This is a genomic window from Mesorhizobium sp. WSM3224, from assembly GCF_000427725.1.
In the GTDB taxonomy this organism is placed as follows: Bacteria; Pseudomonadota; Alphaproteobacteria; order Rhizobiales; family Rhizobiaceae; genus Mesorhizobium.
In genome coordinates, this window is sequence record NZ_ATYO01000006.1 from 43,596 (window position 1) to 63,821 (window position 20,226).

At 63.5% G+C, this 20,226-nt stretch carries 22 protein-coding genes; 8 read left to right on the forward strand and 14 right to left on the reverse strand.

Annotated elements, in window-relative coordinates; all coding sequences use genetic code 11:
- Nucleotides 1–80: 80 nt before the first annotated feature.
- The 3 genes from YU3_RS0112465 to YU3_RS0112475 are packed head-to-tail and all read right to left on the reverse strand — an operon-like array spanning nt 81 to nt 2,699.
- Nucleotides 81–1,163: an ABC transporter substrate-binding protein gene (locus YU3_RS0112465; RefSeq protein WP_027166566.1), complete on the reverse strand. Its 1,083-nt coding sequence runs from the start codon at nt 1,161–1,163 to the stop codon at nt 81–83.
- Nucleotides 1,164–1,211: 48 nt separating this feature from the next.
- Entirely contained in the window at nt 1,212–1,898 is a 687-nt protein-coding gene (gene betI, locus YU3_RS0112470) for a transcriptional regulator BetI (protein ID WP_027166567.1), read from the reverse strand.
- A 6-nt stretch (nt 1,899–1,904) separates the two neighbouring features.
- Entirely contained in the window at nt 1,905–2,699 is a 795-nt protein-coding gene (locus YU3_RS0112475; RefSeq protein ID WP_027166568.1) for a class I SAM-dependent methyltransferase, read from the reverse strand.
- Between the two features lie 266 nt (nt 2,700–2,965).
- Between YU3_RS0112475 and YU3_RS0112480 the strand changes: the two genes are divergently transcribed.
- The 4 genes from YU3_RS0112480 to YU3_RS0112495 all read left to right on the forward strand — a co-directional run bounded on the left by YU3_RS0112480 (nt 2,966) and on the right by YU3_RS0112495 (nt 7,901).
- Complete coding sequence (locus tag YU3_RS0112480) at nt 2,966–4,585, forward strand: NAD(P)/FAD-dependent oxidoreductase (RefSeq protein WP_027166569.1); 1,620 nt, start codon at nt 2,966–2,968, stop codon at nt 4,583–4,585.
- Complete coding sequence (locus tag YU3_RS0112485; RefSeq protein ID WP_027166570.1) at nt 4,572–6,146, forward strand: NAD(P)/FAD-dependent oxidoreductase; 1,575 nt, start codon at nt 4,572–4,574, stop codon at nt 6,144–6,146. Before YU3_RS0112480 ends, YU3_RS0112485 begins: the two co-directional genes overlap by 14 nt.
- Nucleotides 6,147–6,399: 253 nt before the next feature.
- On the forward strand, nt 6,400–7,638 hold the full coding sequence (locus YU3_RS0112490) for an aminomethyltransferase family protein (protein WP_027166571.1): 1,239 nt from the start codon (nt 6,400–6,402) through the stop codon (nt 7,636–7,638).
- A gap of 2 nt (nt 7,639–7,640) precedes the next feature.
- Complete coding sequence (locus tag YU3_RS0112495) at nt 7,641–7,901, forward strand: hypothetical protein (RefSeq protein ID WP_027166572.1); 261 nt, start codon at nt 7,641–7,643, stop codon at nt 7,899–7,901.
- 155 nt (nt 7,902–8,056) lie between these two features.
- Here YU3_RS0112495 and YU3_RS0112500 read toward each other — a convergent pair whose 3' ends face one another.
- The 4 genes from YU3_RS0112500 to YU3_RS0112515 all read right to left on the reverse strand — a co-directional run bounded on the left by YU3_RS0112500 (nt 8,057) and on the right by YU3_RS0112515 (nt 11,244).
- Nucleotides 8,057–9,115 carry a dipeptidase gene (locus tag YU3_RS0112500; protein WP_027166573.1) on the reverse strand — a complete coding sequence of 353 codons (1,059 nt, stop codon included), beginning with the start codon at nt 9,113–9,115 and terminating at the stop codon, nt 8,057–8,059.
- A 261-nt stretch (nt 9,116–9,376) separates the two neighbouring features.
- Nucleotides 9,377–9,676, reverse strand: coding sequence for a GNAT family N-acetyltransferase (locus tag YU3_RS0112505; RefSeq protein WP_027166574.1), 300 nt, complete (start codon nt 9,674–9,676; stop codon nt 9,377–9,379).
- The gene (locus tag YU3_RS0112510; RefSeq protein ID WP_027166575.1) at nt 9,669–10,307 is read right to left on the reverse strand and encodes an alpha/beta hydrolase; all 639 of its coding nucleotides are present in this window, start codon (nt 10,305–10,307) and stop codon (nt 9,669–9,671) included. The genes YU3_RS0112505 and YU3_RS0112510 overlap by 8 nt, the downstream gene beginning before the upstream one ends.
- A 4-nt stretch (nt 10,308–10,311) precedes the next feature.
- Nucleotides 10,312–11,244: a VOC family protein gene (locus YU3_RS0112515; protein WP_027166576.1), complete on the reverse strand. Its 933-nt coding sequence runs from the start codon at nt 11,242–11,244 to the stop codon at nt 10,312–10,314.
- Nucleotides 11,245–11,458: 214 nt separating this feature from the next.
- Between YU3_RS0112515 and YU3_RS0112520 the strand changes: the two genes are divergently transcribed.
- Nucleotides 11,459–13,027 (forward strand): alkaline phosphatase family protein, encoded by a 1,569-nt coding sequence (locus YU3_RS0112520; protein ID WP_036258363.1) that lies wholly within the window; start codon nt 11,459–11,461, stop codon nt 13,025–13,027.
- Between the two features lie 105 nt (nt 13,028–13,132).
- Here YU3_RS0112520 and YU3_RS0112525 read toward each other — a convergent pair whose 3' ends face one another.
- Nucleotides 13,133–14,497, reverse strand: a complete 1,365-nt coding sequence (locus YU3_RS0112525; protein WP_027166578.1) for a PRC-barrel domain-containing protein — start codon at nt 14,495–14,497, stop codon at nt 13,133–13,135.
- A 244-nt stretch (nt 14,498–14,741) separates the two neighbouring features.
- Between YU3_RS0112525 and YU3_RS0112530 the strand changes: the two genes are divergently transcribed.
- A complete protein-coding gene (locus YU3_RS0112530) occupies nt 14,742–15,662 on the forward strand; it encodes a diacylglycerol kinase family protein (RefSeq protein ID WP_027166579.1) in 921 nt (306 codons plus the stop codon).
- 5 nt (nt 15,663–15,667) lie between these two features.
- Here the strand turns inward: YU3_RS0112530 and YU3_RS36405 are convergent, their stop codons facing one another.
- The 4 genes from YU3_RS36405 to YU3_RS0112550 all read right to left on the reverse strand — a co-directional run bounded on the left by YU3_RS36405 (nt 15,668) and on the right by YU3_RS0112550 (nt 17,820).
- On the reverse strand, nt 15,668–15,871 hold the full coding sequence (locus YU3_RS36405; protein WP_036258418.1) for a hypothetical protein: 204 nt from the start codon (nt 15,869–15,871) through the stop codon (nt 15,668–15,670).
- A 107-nt stretch (nt 15,872–15,978) separates the two neighbouring features.
- The gene (locus YU3_RS0112540) at nt 15,979–16,443 is read right to left on the reverse strand and encodes a phage holin family protein (protein WP_027166580.1); all 465 of its coding nucleotides are present in this window, start codon (nt 16,441–16,443) and stop codon (nt 15,979–15,981) included.
- Between the two features lie 6 nt (nt 16,444–16,449).
- Complete coding sequence (locus YU3_RS0112545; protein WP_027166581.1) at nt 16,450–16,776, reverse strand: DUF883 C-terminal domain-containing protein; 327 nt, start codon at nt 16,774–16,776, stop codon at nt 16,450–16,452.
- 282 nt (nt 16,777–17,058) lie between these two features.
- Nucleotides 17,059–17,820, reverse strand: coding sequence for a Crp/Fnr family transcriptional regulator (locus tag YU3_RS0112550; RefSeq protein WP_027166582.1), 762 nt, complete (start codon nt 17,818–17,820; stop codon nt 17,059–17,061).
- 213 nt (nt 17,821–18,033) lie between these two features.
- Here YU3_RS0112550 and YU3_RS0112555 point away from each other — a divergent pair, with 213 nt between their 5' ends.
- Nucleotides 18,034–18,354, forward strand: a complete 321-nt coding sequence (locus YU3_RS0112555; protein WP_051333939.1) for a histidine kinase — start codon at nt 18,034–18,036, stop codon at nt 18,352–18,354.
- Between the two features lie 40 nt (nt 18,355–18,394).
- Here YU3_RS0112555 and YU3_RS0112560 read toward each other — a convergent pair whose 3' ends face one another.
- Nucleotides 18,395–18,946: an RNA polymerase sigma factor gene (locus YU3_RS0112560; protein ID WP_027166584.1), complete on the reverse strand. Its 552-nt coding sequence runs from the start codon at nt 18,944–18,946 to the stop codon at nt 18,395–18,397.
- A 2-nt stretch (nt 18,947–18,948) separates the two neighbouring features.
- Nucleotides 18,949–19,152 carry a NepR family anti-sigma factor gene (locus YU3_RS0112565; protein WP_027166585.1) on the reverse strand — a complete coding sequence of 68 codons (204 nt, stop codon included), beginning with the start codon at nt 19,150–19,152 and terminating at the stop codon, nt 18,949–18,951.
- A gap of 220 nt (nt 19,153–19,372) precedes the next feature.
- Between YU3_RS0112565 and YU3_RS0112570 the strand changes: the two genes are divergently transcribed.
- Complete coding sequence (locus YU3_RS0112570; RefSeq protein WP_027166586.1) at nt 19,373–20,167, forward strand: response regulator; 795 nt, start codon at nt 19,373–19,375, stop codon at nt 20,165–20,167.
- Nucleotides 20,168–20,226 lie beyond the last annotated feature (59 nt).

Consider the following 20,226-nt stretch of genomic DNA (forward strand, 5'->3'; position numbering starts at 1 on the left):
CGAAGTTAGGAGAATTCAGGTGCTTTGGCGAGCCCGCCTGCTTCGTTCGAGCGGGAAGCAGGCGGGTCCGGGGGCAAAGCTCAATAGCCGGCTTTGATCTTCTCGAATTCGGCGATCATCTTGAGCTTGAGCTCCGAGGGCAGCGGCTGCTGGAACAGCGTCTTGTCCACCCATTTTTCCACGTTGTCGTAGCCTTTTTCCTTCAGCATCGCCGGGTCGACGCCGGCCATGCCTTTGGCATTGGCCTGGCCGTAACCCCAGTCCTTGACCAGCGTCTTGGCGACTTCGGGATCGTTGACGGCGTTGAGGTAGTCATAGGCCTTGTCGACATTGCCGGGCGCGTCCTTGAACAGCACATAGCCGCACACCCAGGTCGAGATGCCCTCGTCGGTGTCCTTCCTGGACTTGATCGGCACGCCCGCGGCGACCGACTGCACAGTGGCGTCGTTCCAGGCCCAGGCGAGATCGACTTCACCGCCGCTGAGCAGTTGCACGATATCGGTGGTGTCGGTCCAGTAGGAACGCACATTCTTGTGCACCTGGCGCAGGAAGTCGGACGCCTGCTTGAATTGCTCGTCCGTCATCTTGGTCCAGTCCTTGAGCCCGATGGCGAGGCTGGCCAGCGCGTAGGCGTCGTCGACATTGTCGCCGATCGAGACCCTGCCCTTGTATTTCGGATTGGCGAAGGCCTTCAGCGACTGCACGTCCTCTTCGGCGATCTTGTCGGAATTGTAGGTGAGCTGCGTGTCGCCCCAGTCCCACGGCATGAACCACGCCTTGCCGTCGGGTGTCGTGGCGAGGTCCTTCATCGCCATGATGCCGGGACTGAGGTCCTTCCACCCGGCGATCTTCGAGGTGTCGAGCGGCTGCAGCAAGCCCGCCTCACGCCACTTTACCACGCTCTGCGAGCAGGGATGGCCGAGATCGGACTTGAAGCCGGAGCGGATCTTTTCGAAGGCTTCGTCCTCGTCGCCAAAGAAGGCGAAGGTCGGCGAGTCACCGTTCTTCTCGACATATTTGCCATGGAAGCTCGGATCCTCATAGCCGGACCAGTCGAACACGATCAGGTCCTTGTCGGCGGCGACGGCGAACGCCGCCGCCGAGGCCGCGAGCGCGCCGCCAAGCGCCAAAGTCAAAGTCAGGCGTCGGCTGAGTTTTTTCATGCTGTTCCATCCTCTTTTGGTCTTGCCGGTCTTGGCGGCCGGCTGTTGCTAACCGTAATGTTTCGGGAAAGCGGCGGCCAAAAATGCGTTGGCCGCCTGCAGCGCGGTTTCGCGGGTCGTGTCCTCCGTTCCCATCATCAGCCGCAGCCACAGGCCTTCCAGCATGGCCGACAGCGCCAGCGCCATGACCTGCGGGTCATAGGCGTAGCCCGCGCTCTGCTTGAGCGTCGTGCAAAGGTCGATGAAGACCTGCTGGTAATAGGCGTCGCGCGAGCTGCTCAGCGCCTGGTAGGTCGGCCGCGACTTGGCCTCGCCCCAGAAGGCCAGCCAGGCGGCAAGCTTGCGCTTGTTGCAGATCGAACGGTCGAAATCGGCCCATACCAGTTGCTGCAGCTGTCTCGCCGGATCGTCGCCGGCCTTTTGCAAGGCGGTGCGCCAATGCGCCGAATACTCGTCATACATGTGCTGCAGCGTGGCGATCAGCAGCTTTTCCTTGCTCTCGAAATGGAAGTTGACGATGCCGCGCGACAGACCCGCGCCGTCGGCGACATCCGCCATCGTCGTTTCGGCATAGCCGCGTTTGGCCAGTGAATCGATCGTCGCCTCGATCAGCTGCAGCCGCCTGACCTCTTTCGAGGCCTTGCGGCCGCGCTTTTCGGCATCGCCTTTCCGCGCCGATTCATCCGCGTTGTCGGTGGCCTCTGCAGTCTTCATGGGTGTGACGGTCTCCAGCATCGCCGGCTATCCAACCGGCTTCCAACCGCGCAGATGAGTGGGGCGGTGCTCACCACTGTCAAGCACCTTCTGCATCGCCTCCCAGGTCTTGATGTTCTTGTCGACATAGGCCGCGCCGACCGCTGCAGCGGCTCGGTGGTAGAACGATCCCTTGAGCCGCGACAGCTCTTCGCGCGCGACCTCGCGGTACCATGGATTGCGGTCGCGGACCGTGATGTCGGTGAAGCCGACGCGCCGCATTGCTTCGACGTAGCGCTCCGGCGAGGCCATGGCGAAGGAGAGCCCCTCGGCCGCGATATAGGCCTTCATCTCAGGCGACGGCTCGCCGTCATGCGAGATCATCCAGTTCGACGCGGCAAAGACGCCGCCCGGCTTCAGCACACGGAAGATTTCAGCAAACAGCGCGTCCTTGTCGGGCACATGCAACAGCGCGTCCTTGGAGAAGACGACATCGAAGGAAGCGGCGGCGAACGGCAGCGGCCCCGGCGGCGCCTGGACGAAGCTGACGCGATCCTCGAGGCCTTGCCTTGCCGCCCCTCGCCGCGCCGTCTCGATCACCGGTTTTTCGACGTCGAAGCCGGTGGCTCGAGCCGCACTGTGCCTGGCAACCAGATGCAGCGTGATGCCGCCGGCACCGCAGCCGATATCAAGGATCGTCTTGCCCTTGAGCGAGAGGCCTTCGACCACGCGATCGACCTCTTCCGGACCACCGGGCGACAGGTAGCCGTCGCCCCAGAGCGCTTCCAGGAAGCGGATGGCGGTGTCGTCATATTCCGGCTTGGTGTCAGCCGTTTCGATCATCGGATCTTAGCCCCAATGCCGATGTGGGCCCGTTTGGTAATTCAGGCCAGAAATGTGAGCAAAGCCTACCGCATCAACGGGAAAACGCAACACCATTTGTTGAACATTCATTCAATATGGCTGGACAAAAAACTGTGATCCATGCCAAATTCGGGCAATCGGGGAACAAAACGCATCGAGCAATTCCAGGAAAGTGTGAAGCGATTTTCCGTCCGGAATTGCATGAAAACAAGAAGATAGGCAGCCCGAATGGAGGTTCAGCGCGTATGAAGGCATGGGACGCGATCGTCATCGGTGGTGGCCATAACGGGCTGGTCAACGCCTGCTACCTGCAGCGCGCCGGTCTGGATGTGCTGGTGGTCGAGAAGAACGACTGGGTCGGCGGCGCCGCCACCAGCCGCGAGCTGACGCCGGGCTTCCTTTATTCCAACTGCTCCTATGTCTGCTCGCTCTTCCGGCCCGAGATCATGCGCGACCTGGAGCTGCCACGCTTCGGCCTGCAGGTGATCTCCTATGAGGGCGGCGCGGTGTTCACGCGCGACGGCGACTACCTTGCAAACTACCGCGACCACGACGCGCATCGACGCGAATTCGCTCGCTTTTCCAAACGCGACGCCGAGGCCTATGACCGCTATTCGCGCGACGTCACCAGACAGTGCCGCTTCATCCAGCCGCTGCTGATGCGCACCGCGCCCGACCCGACCAGCTTCAGGCCGCGCGACCTCGGCGAACTCATCTATCTCGGCAAGAAGTTCGCCGGGCTCTCGGCCGAGGAGATGGCGCTGACCTTGCGCTTCTGGACGATGTCGATTTCGGACTTCCTCGACGAATATTTCGAGACCGACGTCATCAAGGCCAACTTCGCGCTTTCCGGCATCATCGGCACCGCGCTCGGACCGATGTCGCCCGGCACGGCCTATGTGCTCCTCCACCACTATATGGGCGAGGTCGATGGCTCGGTCGGCGCCTGGGGCTATGCGCGCGGCGGCATGGGCGCCGTCACCAAGGCGCTGGCCGCCTCCTTCAAGGCCTCCGGCGGCACCATCCGCACCGGCACCGAGGTCGACCATGTGCTGGTCAGGAACGGCAAGGCCAAGGGCGTCGTGCTTGCCGGCGGCGAGGAGATCCGCGGCAAGCTCGTCATCTCCAACGCCGACGTCAAGCGCACCTTCCTCAAGCTGGTCGAGGAGAAGGAACTGCCCGACATCTTCCTGCGCCGTGTCCGGAACTTCAAGATCCGCGGCTCCTCCGGCAAGGTCAACATCGCGCTGGATTCGCTGCCCGAGTTCCCGGCCCTGCCGAAGGATTCGCCGGTCTACCGCGCCGACATGCATTTCACCGATTCCATCGAGCGCATGGAGCGCGCCTATGACGATTGGAAGGCCGGGCGCTGGTCGGCCGATCCCTTCCTCGACATGATGATCCCGACCACGCTCGACCCGACCATGGCGCCGCCGGGCAAGCATTTCATGAGCTGCTTCGTGCAATACGCGCCGCCCAAGATCGACGGCCGCGACTGGACCGATGCCGACCGCGACGGCTTCGCCGAAAGCGTGATTGCCCAGATCGCCGCATATTCACCCGGCTTCCGCGACCGCATCCTGCACATGGAAGTGCGCACGCCGCGCGAGATCGAGGCCGAGGTCGGCCTCACCGAAGGCAACATTTTCCAGGGCGAGCTCACCTTCGACCAGCTGCTCTTCAACCGCCCGGTGCCAGGCTACGCGCAATACCGCTCGCCGCTCAGTGGGCTCTATATGTGCGGCTCCTCCACCCATCCGGGCGGTGGCGTCATGGGCGCCCCCGGACGCAACGCCGCCGCCGAGATCCTGCGTGACCTCGCCAAGCCAACCCTGCATATGAGCCCGGCCCATGACGTCATCTGATTTGAACTGGGACGCCATCGTCATTGGCGGCGGCCATAACGGCCTCGTCGCCGCCGCCACGCTGGCCAAATCCGGCCGCAAGGTGGTGCTGCTCGAGGCCGGCAACGAGGTCGGCGGCGCCGCGCGCACCGAGGAATTCGCGCCCGGTTTTCGCGTTTCCACGGTCGCGCATCTGCTCAACCGCCTGCATCCCGATGTGACGAAGACGCTGGAGCTGGAGCACCACGGGCTTAAGGTCGAGCGTGGCGATTTCGTGCCCTCGGTGGCGCTGTCGAAGGACGGTCCGCTGGTGCTGCACGGCGCCTATGGCGAGGTGCTGGCCGGCGCCAGCCCTTCGGAACAATCCGCCTGGAAGGAGTTGCGCGCGCAGCTGTTGCGCTACGCCGGCATCCTGAAACCGTTCCTGTCGCGCCGGCCGCCCGACCTTGCCGGCATGTCGCTCGCCGAAATGACCGGGCTCGGCCAGACCGCGCTGGCGCTGAAGAAGCTCGGCAGGGAAGACATGCGCGACTTCCTGCGTGTGCTTCTGATGAACGTCTATGACCTGCTCGACGAGCAGCTCTCCGACGACCGGCTGAAGGGCCTGCTCGCTTTCGACGCGACGCTCGGCTCGCATCTCGGCCCGCGCTCGCCGACTTCGCTGCTCGGCCTCTACTACCGCCTGGCCGGCGAGATCGGCGGCCTCGCCGGTGCGCAGATGCAGCCGAAAGGCGGCATGGGCACCATCGTCGCCGCCATCCGCGCGGCAGCGGAAAAGGCCGGCGTTTCTATTCGCCAGGCATCGCCGGTCGCCAAGGTCATCGTCGAGAAAGGCCGCGCCGTCGGCGTCGTCACGCAAAGCGGCGAAATGTTGCGGGCAAAAACCGTCGTCTCCGCGATCAATCCTGCAACGACGATCCTCGATCTGGTCGGTCCGCGCGAGGTCGACACTGGCTTCGTCCGCAAGGTCAAGAACATCCGCATGAAGGGCGATGCGGCGAAACTGCATCTGGCGCTCGACCGGCCGCCGCAATTCGCGGGCGTCGACGCCGCCGGCCACACGGGCCGCCTCGTCATTGCGCCTTCGCCCGACCATGTCGAGCGCGCCTTCAACCCGTCGAAATATGGCGAGTTCTCGCCCGAGCCGGTGATGGAGATCACGCTGCCCAGCCTGGTCGATGCCTCGCTCGCACCGTCCGGCGCCTGCGTGCTCTCCGCGGTAGTGCAATACGCGCCCTATGCGCTGAAAGAAGGCTGGAGCGCCGGCAAGCCGCAATTCCTCAAGGCGATCATGGCGCAGCTTGAAATCTACGCGCCGGGCATCGGCGCGACGGTGCGCCACGCCGAGCTTCTGACGCCGGCCGATATCGAGATACGCTACCGCATGCCCGGCGGCCAGTGGCACCATGGCGAGTTGCAGGCCGACCAGATGCTGATGTCGCGGCCGGTCTCCGGCTGGTCGGGCTATGACACACCTCTCGAAGGACTGTTTCTCGCCGGCGCCGGCTCGCATCCGGGCGGCGGCATCTCCGGCGCGCCCGGCCTCAACGCCGCGCGCCGCATCATCGCGATGAAGGCATGAGGATGAATTCGCTATTCACAAACGCAGCGCTCTACGGCGCCCCCCTCTGCCCTGCCGGGCATCTCCCCCACTTGGGGGGAGATCGGCTGTACCCACGCCCGGCTCGCTTCCTGCAATGTCGAAGATTGGCGAAACCCTCGGCGACAGCCAATCTCCCCCCTTGTGGGGGAGATGTCCGGTCCACCCTCCGAAGCTGCAGCGCAGCTGCTGTGAAGGACGGGCAGGACAGAGGGGGGCGCGAAGGAACGCCGTCATGAACCATCATCCCACCATCAAGCCGCCAAGCCACGCCCGCACTCTCGCGCAATCCCACTTCCGCACGCTGCGGCTCGGCACGCCGTTCCAGCCGCGCATCGACGCGCTGGGGTTCAAGCAGGACTGGTACAGCTGGGCCGGCTATCGCGCCCCGCATTCGCTGTGGGACGAGGAGCTCGAATATTTCGCCATCCGCAGCCAGGCGGCGCTGTTCGACATCTCGCCGATGACCAAATACCGGATCGAAGGTCCGGACGCCGAAGCCTATCTCGACCGCGTCACCTTGCGCGACGTGACCAGGCTCAAGCCCGGCCGCGTCCACTACACTGCCTGGTGCGCCGACGACGGCTTCGTGCTCGACGACGGCACGCTGTTTCGTCTCTCGCCGACACGCTTCCGGCTGTGCTCGCAGGAGCGGCATCTGCCGTGGCTGCTCGACAGCGCTTTTCAGTATGACGTGGGCGTCGAGGAAGAAACCGAAGCCGTCGCAGGGCTGGCGCTGCAAGGCCCGACCTCCTTCGCCATCCTGCGCGACGCGGGCTTTGCAGGCATCGAGCGGCTGAAGGTGTTCGACCTCGCCGAGTTCCCGCATGACGGCACTTCGGTCACCATCTCGCGCACCGGCTTCACCGGCGATCTCGGCTACGAGCTGTTCGCGCCGGCCGACAAGGCGCTGAGCCTGTGGGACCGGCTGATGGCGGCGGGCGAGCCGCGCGGCATCCGCGCCATCGGCTACACGGCGCTGAACCGCGCCCGCCTGGAAGCCGGGCTGATCGTCGCCAATGCCGACTTCACCACCTCCGAGCATGCCATCCGCACCGACCGCCTGCGCATGCCCGACGAGATCGGCCTCGGCTTCATGATCGATCCGGAAAAAGGACACTTCAACGGCCGCCGCGCCATCCTCGAAGCCCGAGCGAAGAAAAGGCTCCGCCATATGCTGGTCGGGCTGGAGATCGAAGGCAACATTCCCGCCGAGCACGCCATCGTCTACTACCGCCGGAATCAGGAGGTCGGGCTGGTGAGCGCGGCGATGTGGTCGCCCATGGCCAAGCGCAACATCGCGCTTGCCTCGCTGCAGCGGCCCTATGGCGACACGATCGCCGACGATCTTTGGGTCGAGATTTACGCCATGCGCGAGTTGCAGTACCAGAAGCTGATGAAGCGGGCGAAAGTCGTGCCGCGGCCGTTCGTCAAGCTCGACCGCCGCACCGCCAACCCGCCGGCGGACTTTTGACCATGGCAAGCGGTGCCGGGAACCTGGAAGCCGAGGCGGAAGCCGCCGAGCAGTGGGCGCTGGTCAACACCCCGCTCGGCGAGATGTGGTCCGGCCGCACCCGCTATGCCGCGGCGATGTATTTCTACAAGCGCGGCGAGATGAACGCCGAGACGCTGGAGGTCTACCGAATCTGCGCGCGACTGGATGCGGAAAATCCCCTGCCGATCATCCGCGACCGCGGCGTCGGCAAGGAATGGCTGCGGCGGATGGGTTACGGCTGACAGGTCCCGCCAAGACCCTGTCGAGATTCAGGTCAGGCCGAGTCGAAAACAGTGGCTCTCGAGAACCGGAGCGGAGCGTACTTAAAGTACCTGAGCACCGGAAGCGCAGAGAGCCGCTGTTTGCAGGCCGGCATCACCTGAATATCGATAGGGTCTCAGCCGATAGTGCGTTCCAGCACGCTCAGCCAGTTCCGATAAGCGATCTTCTCAATCAGCGCGCGGCCGAAACCGCGCGCGGCGAGCGCGTCGATGAGCTTGGGCAGGCCGGCGACGTCGCCGATAGGGGCCGGGATCATGGCGCCGTCGAAATCCGAACCTAGCCCGACCCCGTCTTCGCCCAGCGCCTGCAACAGCGAGTCGATGTGGCGCACCATGATATCGATACTGGTGTCGGCGTTCATGCGGCCGTCCTCGCGCAGGAAGCCTGTGGCGAAATTCAGTCCCACCATGCCGCCGGTCTCGCGGATCGCGCCAAGCTGCCAGTCGGTCAAATTGCGCGAATGACCGCAGATCGCATGCACGTTGGAATGGGTGGCGACCAGCGGCGCATCGCTAAGATCGGCCACGTCGCGAAAACCCTTCTCGTTGAGATGCGAGAGGTCGATCATGATCCTCAGCTTGTTGCAGGCCTTGACCAGCGCTTTGCCGGCATCGGTGAGGCCGGGACCGGTGTCCGGCGACGAGGGAAAGCGGAACGGCACGCCGCTGCCGAATGCATTCGGGCGGCTCCAGACGATGCCCAGCGAACGCAGGCCGGCAGCGTGCAGCACGTCGAGCATGGCAAGCTCGGGATCGATCGCCTCGACGCCTTCGATATGGAACACCGCGGCGATCGAGCCCTTCGCCATCGCGTCGCGCACATCGCCGGCGCTGCGGCAGACGGTCAGCGCGCCGGCGCGCTCTAAGCGGAACAGGATCGAGGCCATGCCGATGGTCGAGGTGATCGCCTCGGCCTGCGGCAATTCTGGCGGCAGGGGCTCATTGTCGCTTGGCGCCGGCGGCACCGCGCTGCGTTTGCTCTTTTCGACCGGCGGCGGAAAGATCGCGAACATGCCGCCGGCAAAGCCGCCCTTCGTGGCGCGCGGCAGGTCGATATGGCCGCCCGGCGTTCCCTCGATGAACAGCTTTTCGACGTCCGCTCCCTTTGACTGGTAGAGCCGAAGCAGCGTGTCGTTATGTCCGTCGAAAACGGGGATCAAATCGGTATCGGTCATCGGGGGAGCCATTCAAATCGGTGACGGGCGGGACGACAAGTTTCGTCCGAGCGAACCGTCAACTTAGGCAAGATGGCCGGGCGGCGCAAATGCCAGGCCGGCGCTTTTCCTTCTCTCTTGTGGGAGAAGGTGGATCGGCGCGCCAGCGCCGAGACGGATGAGGGGTGTTCCCGCGGAGTGAGGCGTTGGCGTTCCCTGGAACACCCTTCATCCGTCGCCTTCGGCGACACCTTCTCCCACAGGGGGAGAAGGGAAGCGGTGCTACTGCTTCAGCACATCCGCCCATTCCGGATGGCGACGGAACTGGGCGTTGGCGAAGGGGCAGAGCGGGATGATCTTCTTGCCGGCGGCACGCGCATCCTCGACCGCGCGGGTGACGAGCCGAAGCCCGGCGCCTTGGCCGCGAAAGACATCCGGCACCTCGGTGTGATCGATGATCAGCTGATGCTCGCCGATCTTGGTGAAGGTCATCTCGGCCTCGGCGCCGCCGGGTCCGCGCAGCACGTAGCGCCCCTTGGAGCCGCGGTCCTCCAGTTCGATCTCGGGCAACTGGTCAGCCATTGTTCTTGCCTCCTTCGGCAGCGGGCGCCGAAGCAAAGAGCCGCTGCGCCGCCTCGATTTCGTTTGGCCGAACCTCATGCCCGCCGTCGTGCCATTCCACTGTGACATCGGCACCGTCGGCGCGCAAATAGGCCTCGAGCCGCGACGTCAGGTTGGGCGGGCAGATCGGATCGCGCCTGCCGGCCGTGATCAGGATGTGGCGGCCGGCAAGATTTCCCTGCACCTGAGGCTCGAACGGGATCAGCGGATGCATCAGCGCCGCGGCATCGAACAGGCCGGGCTCGGCGAACACCACCGACGCCAGGATGTTGGCGCCGTTGGAGTAGCCGAGGCCGAACACCGCCGGCGGTTTTGCCGCCTCGACATGCGCCTTGACGAAGCCCGCCATCTTCGATGTCGCGCGCGCCAGGTCGTCCATGTCGTAGACGCCCTCGCCGGTGCGGCGGAAGAAACGGGCAGCACCTTGCTCCGACACATCGCCACGCGGCGAGATGATCGTCGCCGAAGGGAGAAGCTCGCGGCCGAAACCAAGAAGCTGGTTCTCGTCCGCGCCGGTGCCGTGGAACACGAAGAGCAACGGACTGCCCGGCGAACCGGGCAGCACCTTGTGGACGTATGCATCCTTGCTCATGGTCTTAGTCTTCCAGCTTCTGCAGGTGCTGTTCGAGATAGGGCCTCAGATGCTGATGCTGCGTCGGCAGCTTCAGCGCCTCGCCGAGATGCGCGGTGTCCTCGTCGTGGTCGAAGCCCGGCTCGTTGGTCGACACCTCGAACAGCACGCCGCCCGGCGTCCGGAAATAGATCGCCCAGAAGTAGTCGCGATCGATGACCGGCGTCACGCCATAACCCGTGTCGACCAGCGCCTTGCGCACCTCGAGCTGCTTGGCGCGGTCCTCGACCGCGAAGGCGACGTGATGCACCGAGCCGGCACCGAGATTGGCAAAGCCGGCGCCCGGTAGCGATTCGATGTCGACGACATCGGCGCCGTTGCCGTCCTTGATCGCAAGCCGGCGGATATTGCCGGATTTGTCGACTTCCTCATAACCCATGAACTTCAAGAGCTCCTCGGTGGCGCCGCTGTCCTTCAGGCGCAGCGAAACCGAGTGAAAGCCGCGGATCGCCTCGTCGGCGGGAACCCCGCCCTTGACCCAGGGCGCCCTGCTGTCGGCCCTGTCCTCGACGAGCGCAAAGCTGTCGCCGTCGGGACCGGTGAAGGTGAGCCGCTGCTCGCCAAAACTTTCGCCGCGGGCAACATTGCCCACGCCCTCGTCAGTGAAGCGCTTTTCCCAATAGGCGAGCGTGCCTTCCGGCACCGAGAAGACCGTGGTGCCGACTTCGCCGACGCCATGCCGGCCCCGGGCGATATCGGGAAACGGGAAATAGGTCATCACCGAGCCCGGCGTGCCGACCTCGTCGGCATAGTAGAGATGGTAGACGTCTGGTGCGTCGAAATTGACCGTCTTCTTGACCCGGCGCAGGCCGAGTTTTTTCGTGAAGAACTCATTGTTGCGGCGCGCATCGCTGGCCATCGAGGTCACGTGATGCAGGCCCTTGATCTGATTGAGCATGATGCTGCTCCTTCCCTATTCTTGGTGCGGCCCTCGCCGCTGTCCAGGCCAATATGAGGATAGCCCGGTCAGTGGCAAAGCCGGCAAACACAGAATGGACTGTATCATAAAAGTGAACGATGCCTCTAAATACGTTCACCATTCCGTCACAGGCATTGGCTTGCAACGCCGGTGATTTTCCGTTCCATCTGGCACTTCCTTAAGGAAGACTATCTTGGACAATGCAACGAGCCGCACGAATGTTCTCCTCATCACCTGCGACCAGTGGCGTGGCGATTGCCTGTCGGCGGCCGGCCATCCGGTGGTAAAGACGCCGAATGTGGATGCGCTCGCCGCCGAAGGCGTGCTCTTCCGGCGCCACTATGGCGGGGCTGCGCCTTGCTCGCCGGCTCGCGCCTGCCTTTACACCGGGCTCTACCAGATGAACAATCGCGTCTGCCGCAACGGCACGCCGCTCGATGCTCGCCATGGCAACATCGCGCTTTCGGCGCGCGCGGCGGGCTACGACCCGACCCTGTTCGGCTACACCGATGTCTCGCTCGATCCGCGCCAGCTTGCGGCCGGGGATCCGCGGCTGCGCAGCTATGAAGGCGTGCTGCCCGGCTTCGCCGTGCGGCAGTCCTTGCCCGAGCATCAGAAGCAATGGCTGTCATGGCTGCGAGCGCAAGGTATCGATACTAGCGCCGGCAGCCCGGATATTCATCGTCCTGCGGGCGGGCAGGCCATTCGCGACCCGACCAACGGGCCGCCGGTCTATTCAAAAGACCAGACGCCGGCCGCGTTCTTGGCCGGCGAATTCATCCGCTGGCTTGGCGAGCAGGAGAAAAGAGCGCCATGGTTCGCGCACATCTCCTTCATCAGCCCGCACCCGCCCTTCATCGTGCCTGAACCCTACAACTCCATGTACGACCCGGCCGAAGGTCCCGCTTTCAAGCGGGCGGCAAGCCGGCAGGCCGAAGCCGGGAGCCACCCCTACCTCGCCTACGATCTCGCCAGGCAGAAGAGGAGAAAATTCATCCCCGGCATCGAGGGCAAGGTGCCGGATTGGAGCGAGGAGAACTTCCGCCGCATCCGAGCGATCTATTATGGCATGATCTCCGAGGTCGATGCGCAACTCGGCCGCATCTGGCAAGCGATCAAATCAGCCGGCGCCTGGGACGACACCGTCATCGTGCTCACCTCAGACCATGCCGAGATGATGGGCGACCATTTCATGCTCGGCAAAGGCGGCTTCTTCGACGCCAGCTACCATATTCCGCTGATCATCCGCGATCCGCGCCGAAGCGCCGCCACCGGCGCATCCGTCGACCGCTTCACCGAGGCCGTCGACATCTTTCCGACCGTGCTCGACCTGATCGGCGCCGCGCCGGAGCCGCATCTCGACGGCAAGTCGCTGGCACCGTGGATCGACGGCAAACAGCCAGAAACCTGGCGCGACGAAGCGCATTGGGAATTCGATTTCCGCTCAATCGCCGATGGCGAAGCCGAGCGCCATTTCGGCATCGGATCGCGCGCCTGCAACCTCGCCGTCATCCGCACGGCGGACTTCAAATACGTGCATTTCGGCGGCGGCCTGCCGCCGCTTCTCTTCGACCTGTCGAAAGATCCGGGCGAGTTGAACAATGTGGCTGACGATCCGGCCTATCTGCCGGTGCGGCTGGAACTCGCCGAGAGGATGCTCGCCTGGCGCGCCGCTCATCTGGACCAGTCGCTGGCGCTGGCGGAACTGACGGATGATGGCGTGGTCGGCCACGTTGCCAAGGCAGTAGGCAGTAGGCAGTAGGCAGTAGGCAGTAGGCAGTAGGCAGTAGGCAGTAGGCAGTAGAACATCCCGGCAGCCGGGTGATTTGCCAACTCTTCTTCCGCCTACTGCCTAATCCCTACTGCCTTACTTCAGCACCATCCTCTGCTGGTCACGGTTGGCGGCATAACTGCCCTTGTCATAGGCCGTCTGCGCCTGCAGCTGTTCCTTGGTGAAGTTGGTGTAGAGATATTTCTTGCCGTTCTTGTCGGTCATGAATTTGAGCTTGTCCATGCCGAGTGCCACTTCCTTGGCGCCAACGCCGAGGAAGCCGCCGACATCGACGATCACCGCGTCGGGCTTGTTGTCAGGCGTCAGCACGACGTCGCCGATCGAGCCGATTTCGGCGTCGTTCGCGCCATAAACCGTCGTGCCCTTGAGATCGTCGCCGCGGATGTTGCCCATCGGCATTTCGGTCAGCGTCGACTTGTCGATGGACGCGGTCTTGGTCTGGTCGGCGGTGGCGGCGCCGTTGTCAGCAGGCTTGTTCTCAGCCGTGCTCGAAGCGGGCGGCGTCGCGGGCTTGTTCTCAGCCGTCGATTGGGCTGGCTGAGCCGGCTTGGCGCCCTTGTCGGAGGTCGTGTCCGAAGAGGCCACCGCAGGCGTGGTCTTGACCGGCGCATTGTTCGCGGCCGCCGTCGACCCGGGCGCCGGATCATAGGCCTTGCGGTTGAAGTCCGGCTGCGCCTGCAGTTCCTCCTTCGTCGTCTCGGCCACCAGCCAGCGGTCGCCGCTCTTCTCCGCCCACTTGGCCTTAGCGAAGTCGAAAGTGACGTTCTTCGTGCCGATGCCCAGGAAACCACCCACGCCGATCACCAGCGAGTCCGCCTTGCCATCCTTGGCAAGCACGATGTCCTTCACGTCACCGATCTTCTGGGCGTCGTCCGCGGTGCCGTTATAGACCGACTCGCCCATGATGTTGGTGGCGAGGTTGCCCTCCGCCTTCTTCACGGGTTCGGCCGGCGCGGCCGTCGGGGCCTGAGTTGCAGTCGTGTTGCCGGCGGGCTGTGTAGCGTCGGTCGACTGCGCGGGCGGCGGATCGTAAGGCTTGCGATCGAACGCCGGCGAAGCGTTCAGCTCATCCTTGCTGGTCTTGGCCACCAGCCAGCGGTCGCCGTTCTTCTCGGCCCACTCCAGCTTGCTGTAGTCGAAGGCGACGTCTTTCGTGCCGACGCCAAGAAAGCCTCCGACCCCAATAATGGCGGACTTCGCCTTGCCGGCGGAATCGAAGACGATATCGTCGACCTTGCCGATGTCCTGGGCATCGTCGCCGGTGCCGTTATAGACGGACTCGCCGATAATGTTGGTCATCAGCGCGCCATCGGCCCGCATGACCGGGGCCGGGTTTTCGGCTGCGGGGGCCTGCGCCGGGGCGGGCGTTGTCGTCTGCGCAAAAGCGCCGGTTGCAAGCAGCGTTGCAAGCGCTGTTGTCGCAAAAAGAGTGCGGATCATGACGGTCTCTCCTCGTGCCTGATTTCGTGCATGACGCCTGCCGCCCAGGCCTCGGATCGGCCGGTCGGAAGCGGCATTGTCGACAGCTTCACAACGTTGTGACCGTTGACGTTGTTCCCAAACGCCCGCCGGCCCCGGCGTTCTGATTCCCGACTCCCGGGGAACTTTTGCGCCGGCACTTTCGTTTCGGCCTCGGGCTGAGGCGTCATTCAGCCCTAGGTGCTGAAAACGACACGGAGCGTGCATGCGGTTTGCTGCAGTGCTGAACCAGGACGGCGGCACTCTGCGCACCATTGATATCCAGGCTTTTTCCGATCAGCTGCGCCAGATACTCGAAGCTGCCGGACATTCCGTTCAGATCGAAATCGTCGCTGGTCGTGACATCGCTGCGGCGTTGGAAAAAGCCATTGCGAAGCGGCGCGTCGACGTCATCCTCGCCGGCGGCGGCGACGGTACGATTTCCACGGCCGCCTCTCTTCTCATGAACAAGAAAAAAGCCCTGGCCATTCTGCCGGCCGGTACGATGAACCTCTTCGCGCGCGGCCTCGGCATTCCGCAAACCCTGGAGGCTGCGTTGAAGTCTTTCGCCGATGGCGAGGTGATCGCCGTCGATATGGCGAGCGCCAACGGCCGGCCTTTCGTGCATCAGTTCTCGGTCGGCATGCATGCCAAGATGGTTCAGCTTCGCGAGGCCATGGATTTCGGTTCGCGTCTTGGAAAAATGCGGGCTTCCATTCGCGCCGCGTGGGCAACGATCAAGAACCCGCCAGCGCTCAAGGTGAGCCTGACTGTCGGCAAGGCCGAGATCGTCACCCGCACGTCCGGCATCGGCATCTCCAACAATCTGTTCGGCGAAGGCCATCTGCCCTATGCAGACAACCCGGCCGGCGGCGTGCTCGGCATCTATGTCAGCGTCGCGCGCCGGCGTCACCACCTCGCCAAGCTGCTGCTGGACATGCTGCGCGGCAGGCTGCGCCAGAGCGCGCATGTCGAAGTTCATCAGGCTGGCAAGGCTGTGCTGAAAATCCACTCGCCGACCAGGAAGTTCAGCGCTGTCCTGGATGGCGAATTGATCAGGCTCGAGCGCGAAACGACGATTGAAATTCACCCTGGTGCGCTAAAGGTGCTCGTTCCGGCAAGGAATGCCCAGGCGCAAGCGGCATGATGAAGTCAGCCGCCCTGGTCGGATTTCTGAGCCGCGGGCGGCGCTTCCGGCACCGTCTGCTGCGTCGCCGGCGACTTGATCAGCTCTCCATAGATCTCGACTGCCCCCCACGCAATGAAGGCGAGCAGCAGCCCGGCGACGAGGATTCTGAGGGCATGCCAGCCCCAATGTCCTTGGCGCGCTTTGTCTTCTGGTACGATCTTGGTCACCATCGGCCTCCATATCGCGCTGCGGCGGGCGCCTCAGGCGGGTAACGGGCTCTGTTCCGGAAGGTTCCGAACCGGTGGAGGGGATCAGCGATCCCGAAAAATTCAGCCTAAGACATCTCTTCCGGGTCCGGCTTGGGTGGCGTGGGTTTGGCGTTCTCCCGATAGATTGCGTAGGCGACGACCGCCAGGGCGGGTGCGACAACGGCTCCCAACCCGCCCTTGCTCTTGGCAAGCGCCGGAAGCAGGGCAAGCGCTGCGGCGATGCCCACCGCCGTCATGTCGGCCTGGCGCCGTCTGGCCCGCCGCCTGCTGCGCATCCTGGCCGTCAGCTTGTGAACGACAAGAATGAGCCCGGCAACCACCAGGAACCCGATGCCGAAGCCGAGACTGGTCGTCAGCGGCCCGTAGCGCGCCGCCAGCCAGATATAGGCTGCGCCGATGAGGAAGCCGACGCCGCACAGTGCAAAAATGGCGGCAAGCCCGTAAAGGATTGCCGTCATCCGCGCTCTTTGCAGAGCCGCCATGGCCTCGCCCGAGGCAAAGGCCGAGATCAACGAGACAAGCGCCCCCATCTGCGGCTAACGGCGGGAAAGAAGGGCGAAAAGGAAGCCGACACCCGCGGCGATCGCCAACGACGTCACCGGCTTCTCGCGTACCTTGGCGATCAGTTGCGCTTCTATATCCTCCGCGCTTCCCCGCATGCTCTCGAATGCAGCTTCGCCCTGCGTACGCAATTGTTCGACGCCATCCGCGGCCGCGCGGCGAGCCGCTCCATAGCCGTGTTGACCCGTCTTGGCGAGTTGCTCGGAGAGTTTCTGGATATCGGCTTTCAGCTGCTCGATATCGGCCTCGAGGTCGGCGGTGGTTGCTTCGTTCGTCGCGGATTTGCCGGCAGCGGTTGCCATTCTCTAACTCCTTGGGTTTGCTTCGGTTTCAACGTGCGTCCGGGGCCAAGGTTCCAGTCCCACGGTTCAAAGCTAGGTGCGTTGAGATTCAGGTCAGGCCGAGTCGAAAATGGTGGCTTCCGAGAACCGGAGCGGAGCGTACCTAAAGTACGTGAGCACCGGCCTACGCCGGCCATAGCCTTAATTTCACTGCCACACTACTGATGAATGCTTCGGCCGGCGAAGGCTGGAAGCGCAGGAGGACGCCACTTGCAGACCGGCCTCACCTGAATATCGACACACCTAGATCAGCGGCCTGCGTTCTTCGCCCATGCCCTCCCAGCGGGCGAGCCTCTTCAGTCCGTCATAATCGATAACCTCGCAGCCGCCGTCCCGCCACATGACCAGTTTGCGGTCCATCAGCTTGCGGATCGTCTTGTTGGTATGGACAAGCGAGAGGCCAAGCGTGTCGGCGATGTGCTGTTGCGTGATCGGGATCTGCACCGGTGCCTTGCCGTTGACGCCGGCGCCGCGAGCCCGGCTGGCGATGAAGGCGATGAGATAGGCGGCACGTTCGAGCGCGGTGCGGCGGCCGATGCTGAGCAGATTCTCGTCCAGCATGCGTTCTTCGCGCGAAGCGATCCAGGTTATGTCGTAGGCAAGGCCGGGATGGTTGCGATAGAGTTCCTGCAACTGTTCGCGTTCGAAAACGCAAAGCAGCATCGACGACAGGGCTTCGACGGAATGCTGCATCTCGCCCATCAGGCTGCCTTGCAAGCCGATGAGGTCGCCGGGCATCGAATAATTGAGGATTTGTCTGCGGCCGTCGGGCAGGAGTTTGTAGCGAAACGCCCAGCCCGAAAGTACCGTGTAGAGATGCGCGCTGTGGCTGCCTTCGACCAAGACGGTCGCTCCCTTGTCGACCGCTAATTCACCACGCTTGAAGGTGCTTATAAATGACAATTCCTGCTTGTCGAATTCGCGAAAGGCGGGCAATGGCCGCAGTGGGCACTTTTCGCAAGAGTATTGACGACTGGCAACGGAATGTGCGCTTTGGCTGGACATTTCGACCCCTCTTCGAAATCCCTGCCCTGATGGGCGCATAGGAACGCTTGAGACCGGTACGGGTTCCGCCGGGCGTCACGCCCATGTCTTTTTTAAATGACATAGCGGCGGATTCCGCGCATGAGTGCGGCCCTGCCGAGGAGACACCCATAAGTGCCAGCATTGCTTGACGGACTCCGTATCCTCGTCCTGGAAGACGAGCTCCTGATCGCGATGGATCTCGAGCAGCTTTGCCGAGACCACGGCGCCGCGGATGTGACGATCGCGCGCGAGCTGGCGGAGATCGACGAGCAGGCGCTGCCTTCCCGCTTCGACGCAGCTATTGTCGATCTGATGCTCGGCGCGGTCTCGACCCTAGATTTCGCCGCGGGGTTGCGCAACGAGGGTGTGCCGTTCGTATTCGCCTCCGGCTATTCGGATCCGGACGAATTAAGGAGCTCGTTCCCGGACATTCGGCTGTTGACCAAGCCATACTCTGGTGAAGATCTGATCGTGGCCATCGCGGCGGCATGCGGCCGGGTCGCCCCAGCCTGACGGCAATCGCCCCAGCAAGCACCATGGGTGATGGTCCGGCTTACGCCGCGTTGGAACCTGTCACCTGCGCCGAGATCGCGTCGGGCCCGAATTCGTCCTCCCCGGAAATCTTGAGGATCTCCTGCAGCCTTGTGCGCGCCCGGCTGACACGGCTCTTGATCGTACCGACCGCGCAGCCGCAGATTTCGGCGGCTTCCTCGTAGGAAAAGCCGGAAGCGCCGATCAGGATGATGGCTTCGCGCTGGTCCTCGGGCAGTTGCTCGAGCGCGCCGCGGAAATCCTTGAGGTCGAGCTGGCCGTGCTGGGCCGGGTGAACGGCGAGCCTGGCTGTCATGATGCCGTCGCTGTCTTGCACTTCGCGGCCGCGCTTGCGCATCTGCGAATAGAATTCGTTGCGCAGTATGGTGAATAGCCAGGCCTTGAGGTTGGTACCCGGCTGGAAACTCTCATGCTTGTCCCACGCCTTCACCAGCGTCTCCTGGACGAGGTCGTCGGCCCGATCGGCATTCTGCGTCAGCGACACGGCGAAAGCACGCAGGCTCGGGATCGCACCGAGCAGCTCGGTCTTGAAGCTTTGGGATACCGCCGCCATGCTCAGTCCTTTTTCTGGGCAGGTTCGGTTTGTTCCAGCTGGCTGAGCAACTGAGCGAAGCGGTCCGGCACACGGTCCGAGACCAACTCGTCATAATATTGCTTGAGCTTGCGGGCGATTTCGGAGTTTGCTCCAAGCGGGTTGCCATCCCCGTTCCGATGCCTGCTTGCGGCATCAGCCATCCGTTTCTTTGACATTTCTTTCATACTAGCCCTAGTTTCCAGCACCCGAAACCGCTCTTCGACTGCAAACCCCAACGCAAGCGGAACCCTCGTCTGGTTGCCCATCCCGAGACCCCAAACGCCGGCGTGCTAATTTAGTTCCAGAGCCTGCGGAACTTTTTCTGAAAGCCGGCGTTTGATTTTTTGGGGCTGGGCAATCAGTGTGGCCTTAAGTGTCAGACGTCATCTGAGGGAGACGTAAACAATGAGTTTGTCCGCAACCATCGCTCCGCATCTTCCGTTCCTGCGCCGCTTCTCGCGCGCTGTATCGGGATCGCAGGAGAGCGGTGACGCGCTGGTCGCCGCGATGCTGGAAGCCATCATAGCCGATACCGATATCTTCCCTGAAGCCTCCAATGACCGTATCGCGCTGTACAAGGTTTTCGCCAGGCTGTTCACGTCCGTGGCCATCCGCGTGCCGCAAGAACAGGCGCAGACCGCCTGGGAACAGCGGGCCGCGGCCAATCTGAACGCGATCGCGCCCCTGCCGAGGCAGGCTTTCCTTCTCGTTGCCGTCGAGGGCTTCAGCGAGGACGAGGCGGCGGAAATTCTCGATGTCGATGAGGATGAGTTCTCGCAGCTGCTTGCCCAGGCAAGCAACGAGATTTCCCGGCAGGTCGCGACCGACGTGCTGATCATCGAGGATGAGCCGCTGATTGCCATGGACATCGAGGAGATGGTCGAAAGTCTCGGCCACCGCGTCGTCGGCACGGCGCGCACGCATGCCGAAGCGGTGGCCATGTTCGGCAAGACACGGCCGAAAATGGTTCTGGCCGACATCCAGCTCGCCGACGGCAGCTCGGGCATCGAAGCCGTCAACGAGATTTTGTCCTCGACGCCGGTGCCGGTGATTTTCATCACTGCCTTCCCCGAGCGTCTGCTGACCGGCGAGCGCCCCGAGCCGGCCTTCCTGGTCACCAAGCCCTTCAATCCCGACATGGTCAAGGCGTTGATCAGCCAGGCCCTGTTCTTCGACCGGCAGGCCAAAGCCGCCGCCTGATCCCTTCCGCAGCCCAGACCTTGGGCGTCATGCGAAGCCATCGCGCCCCGTGTGACGCT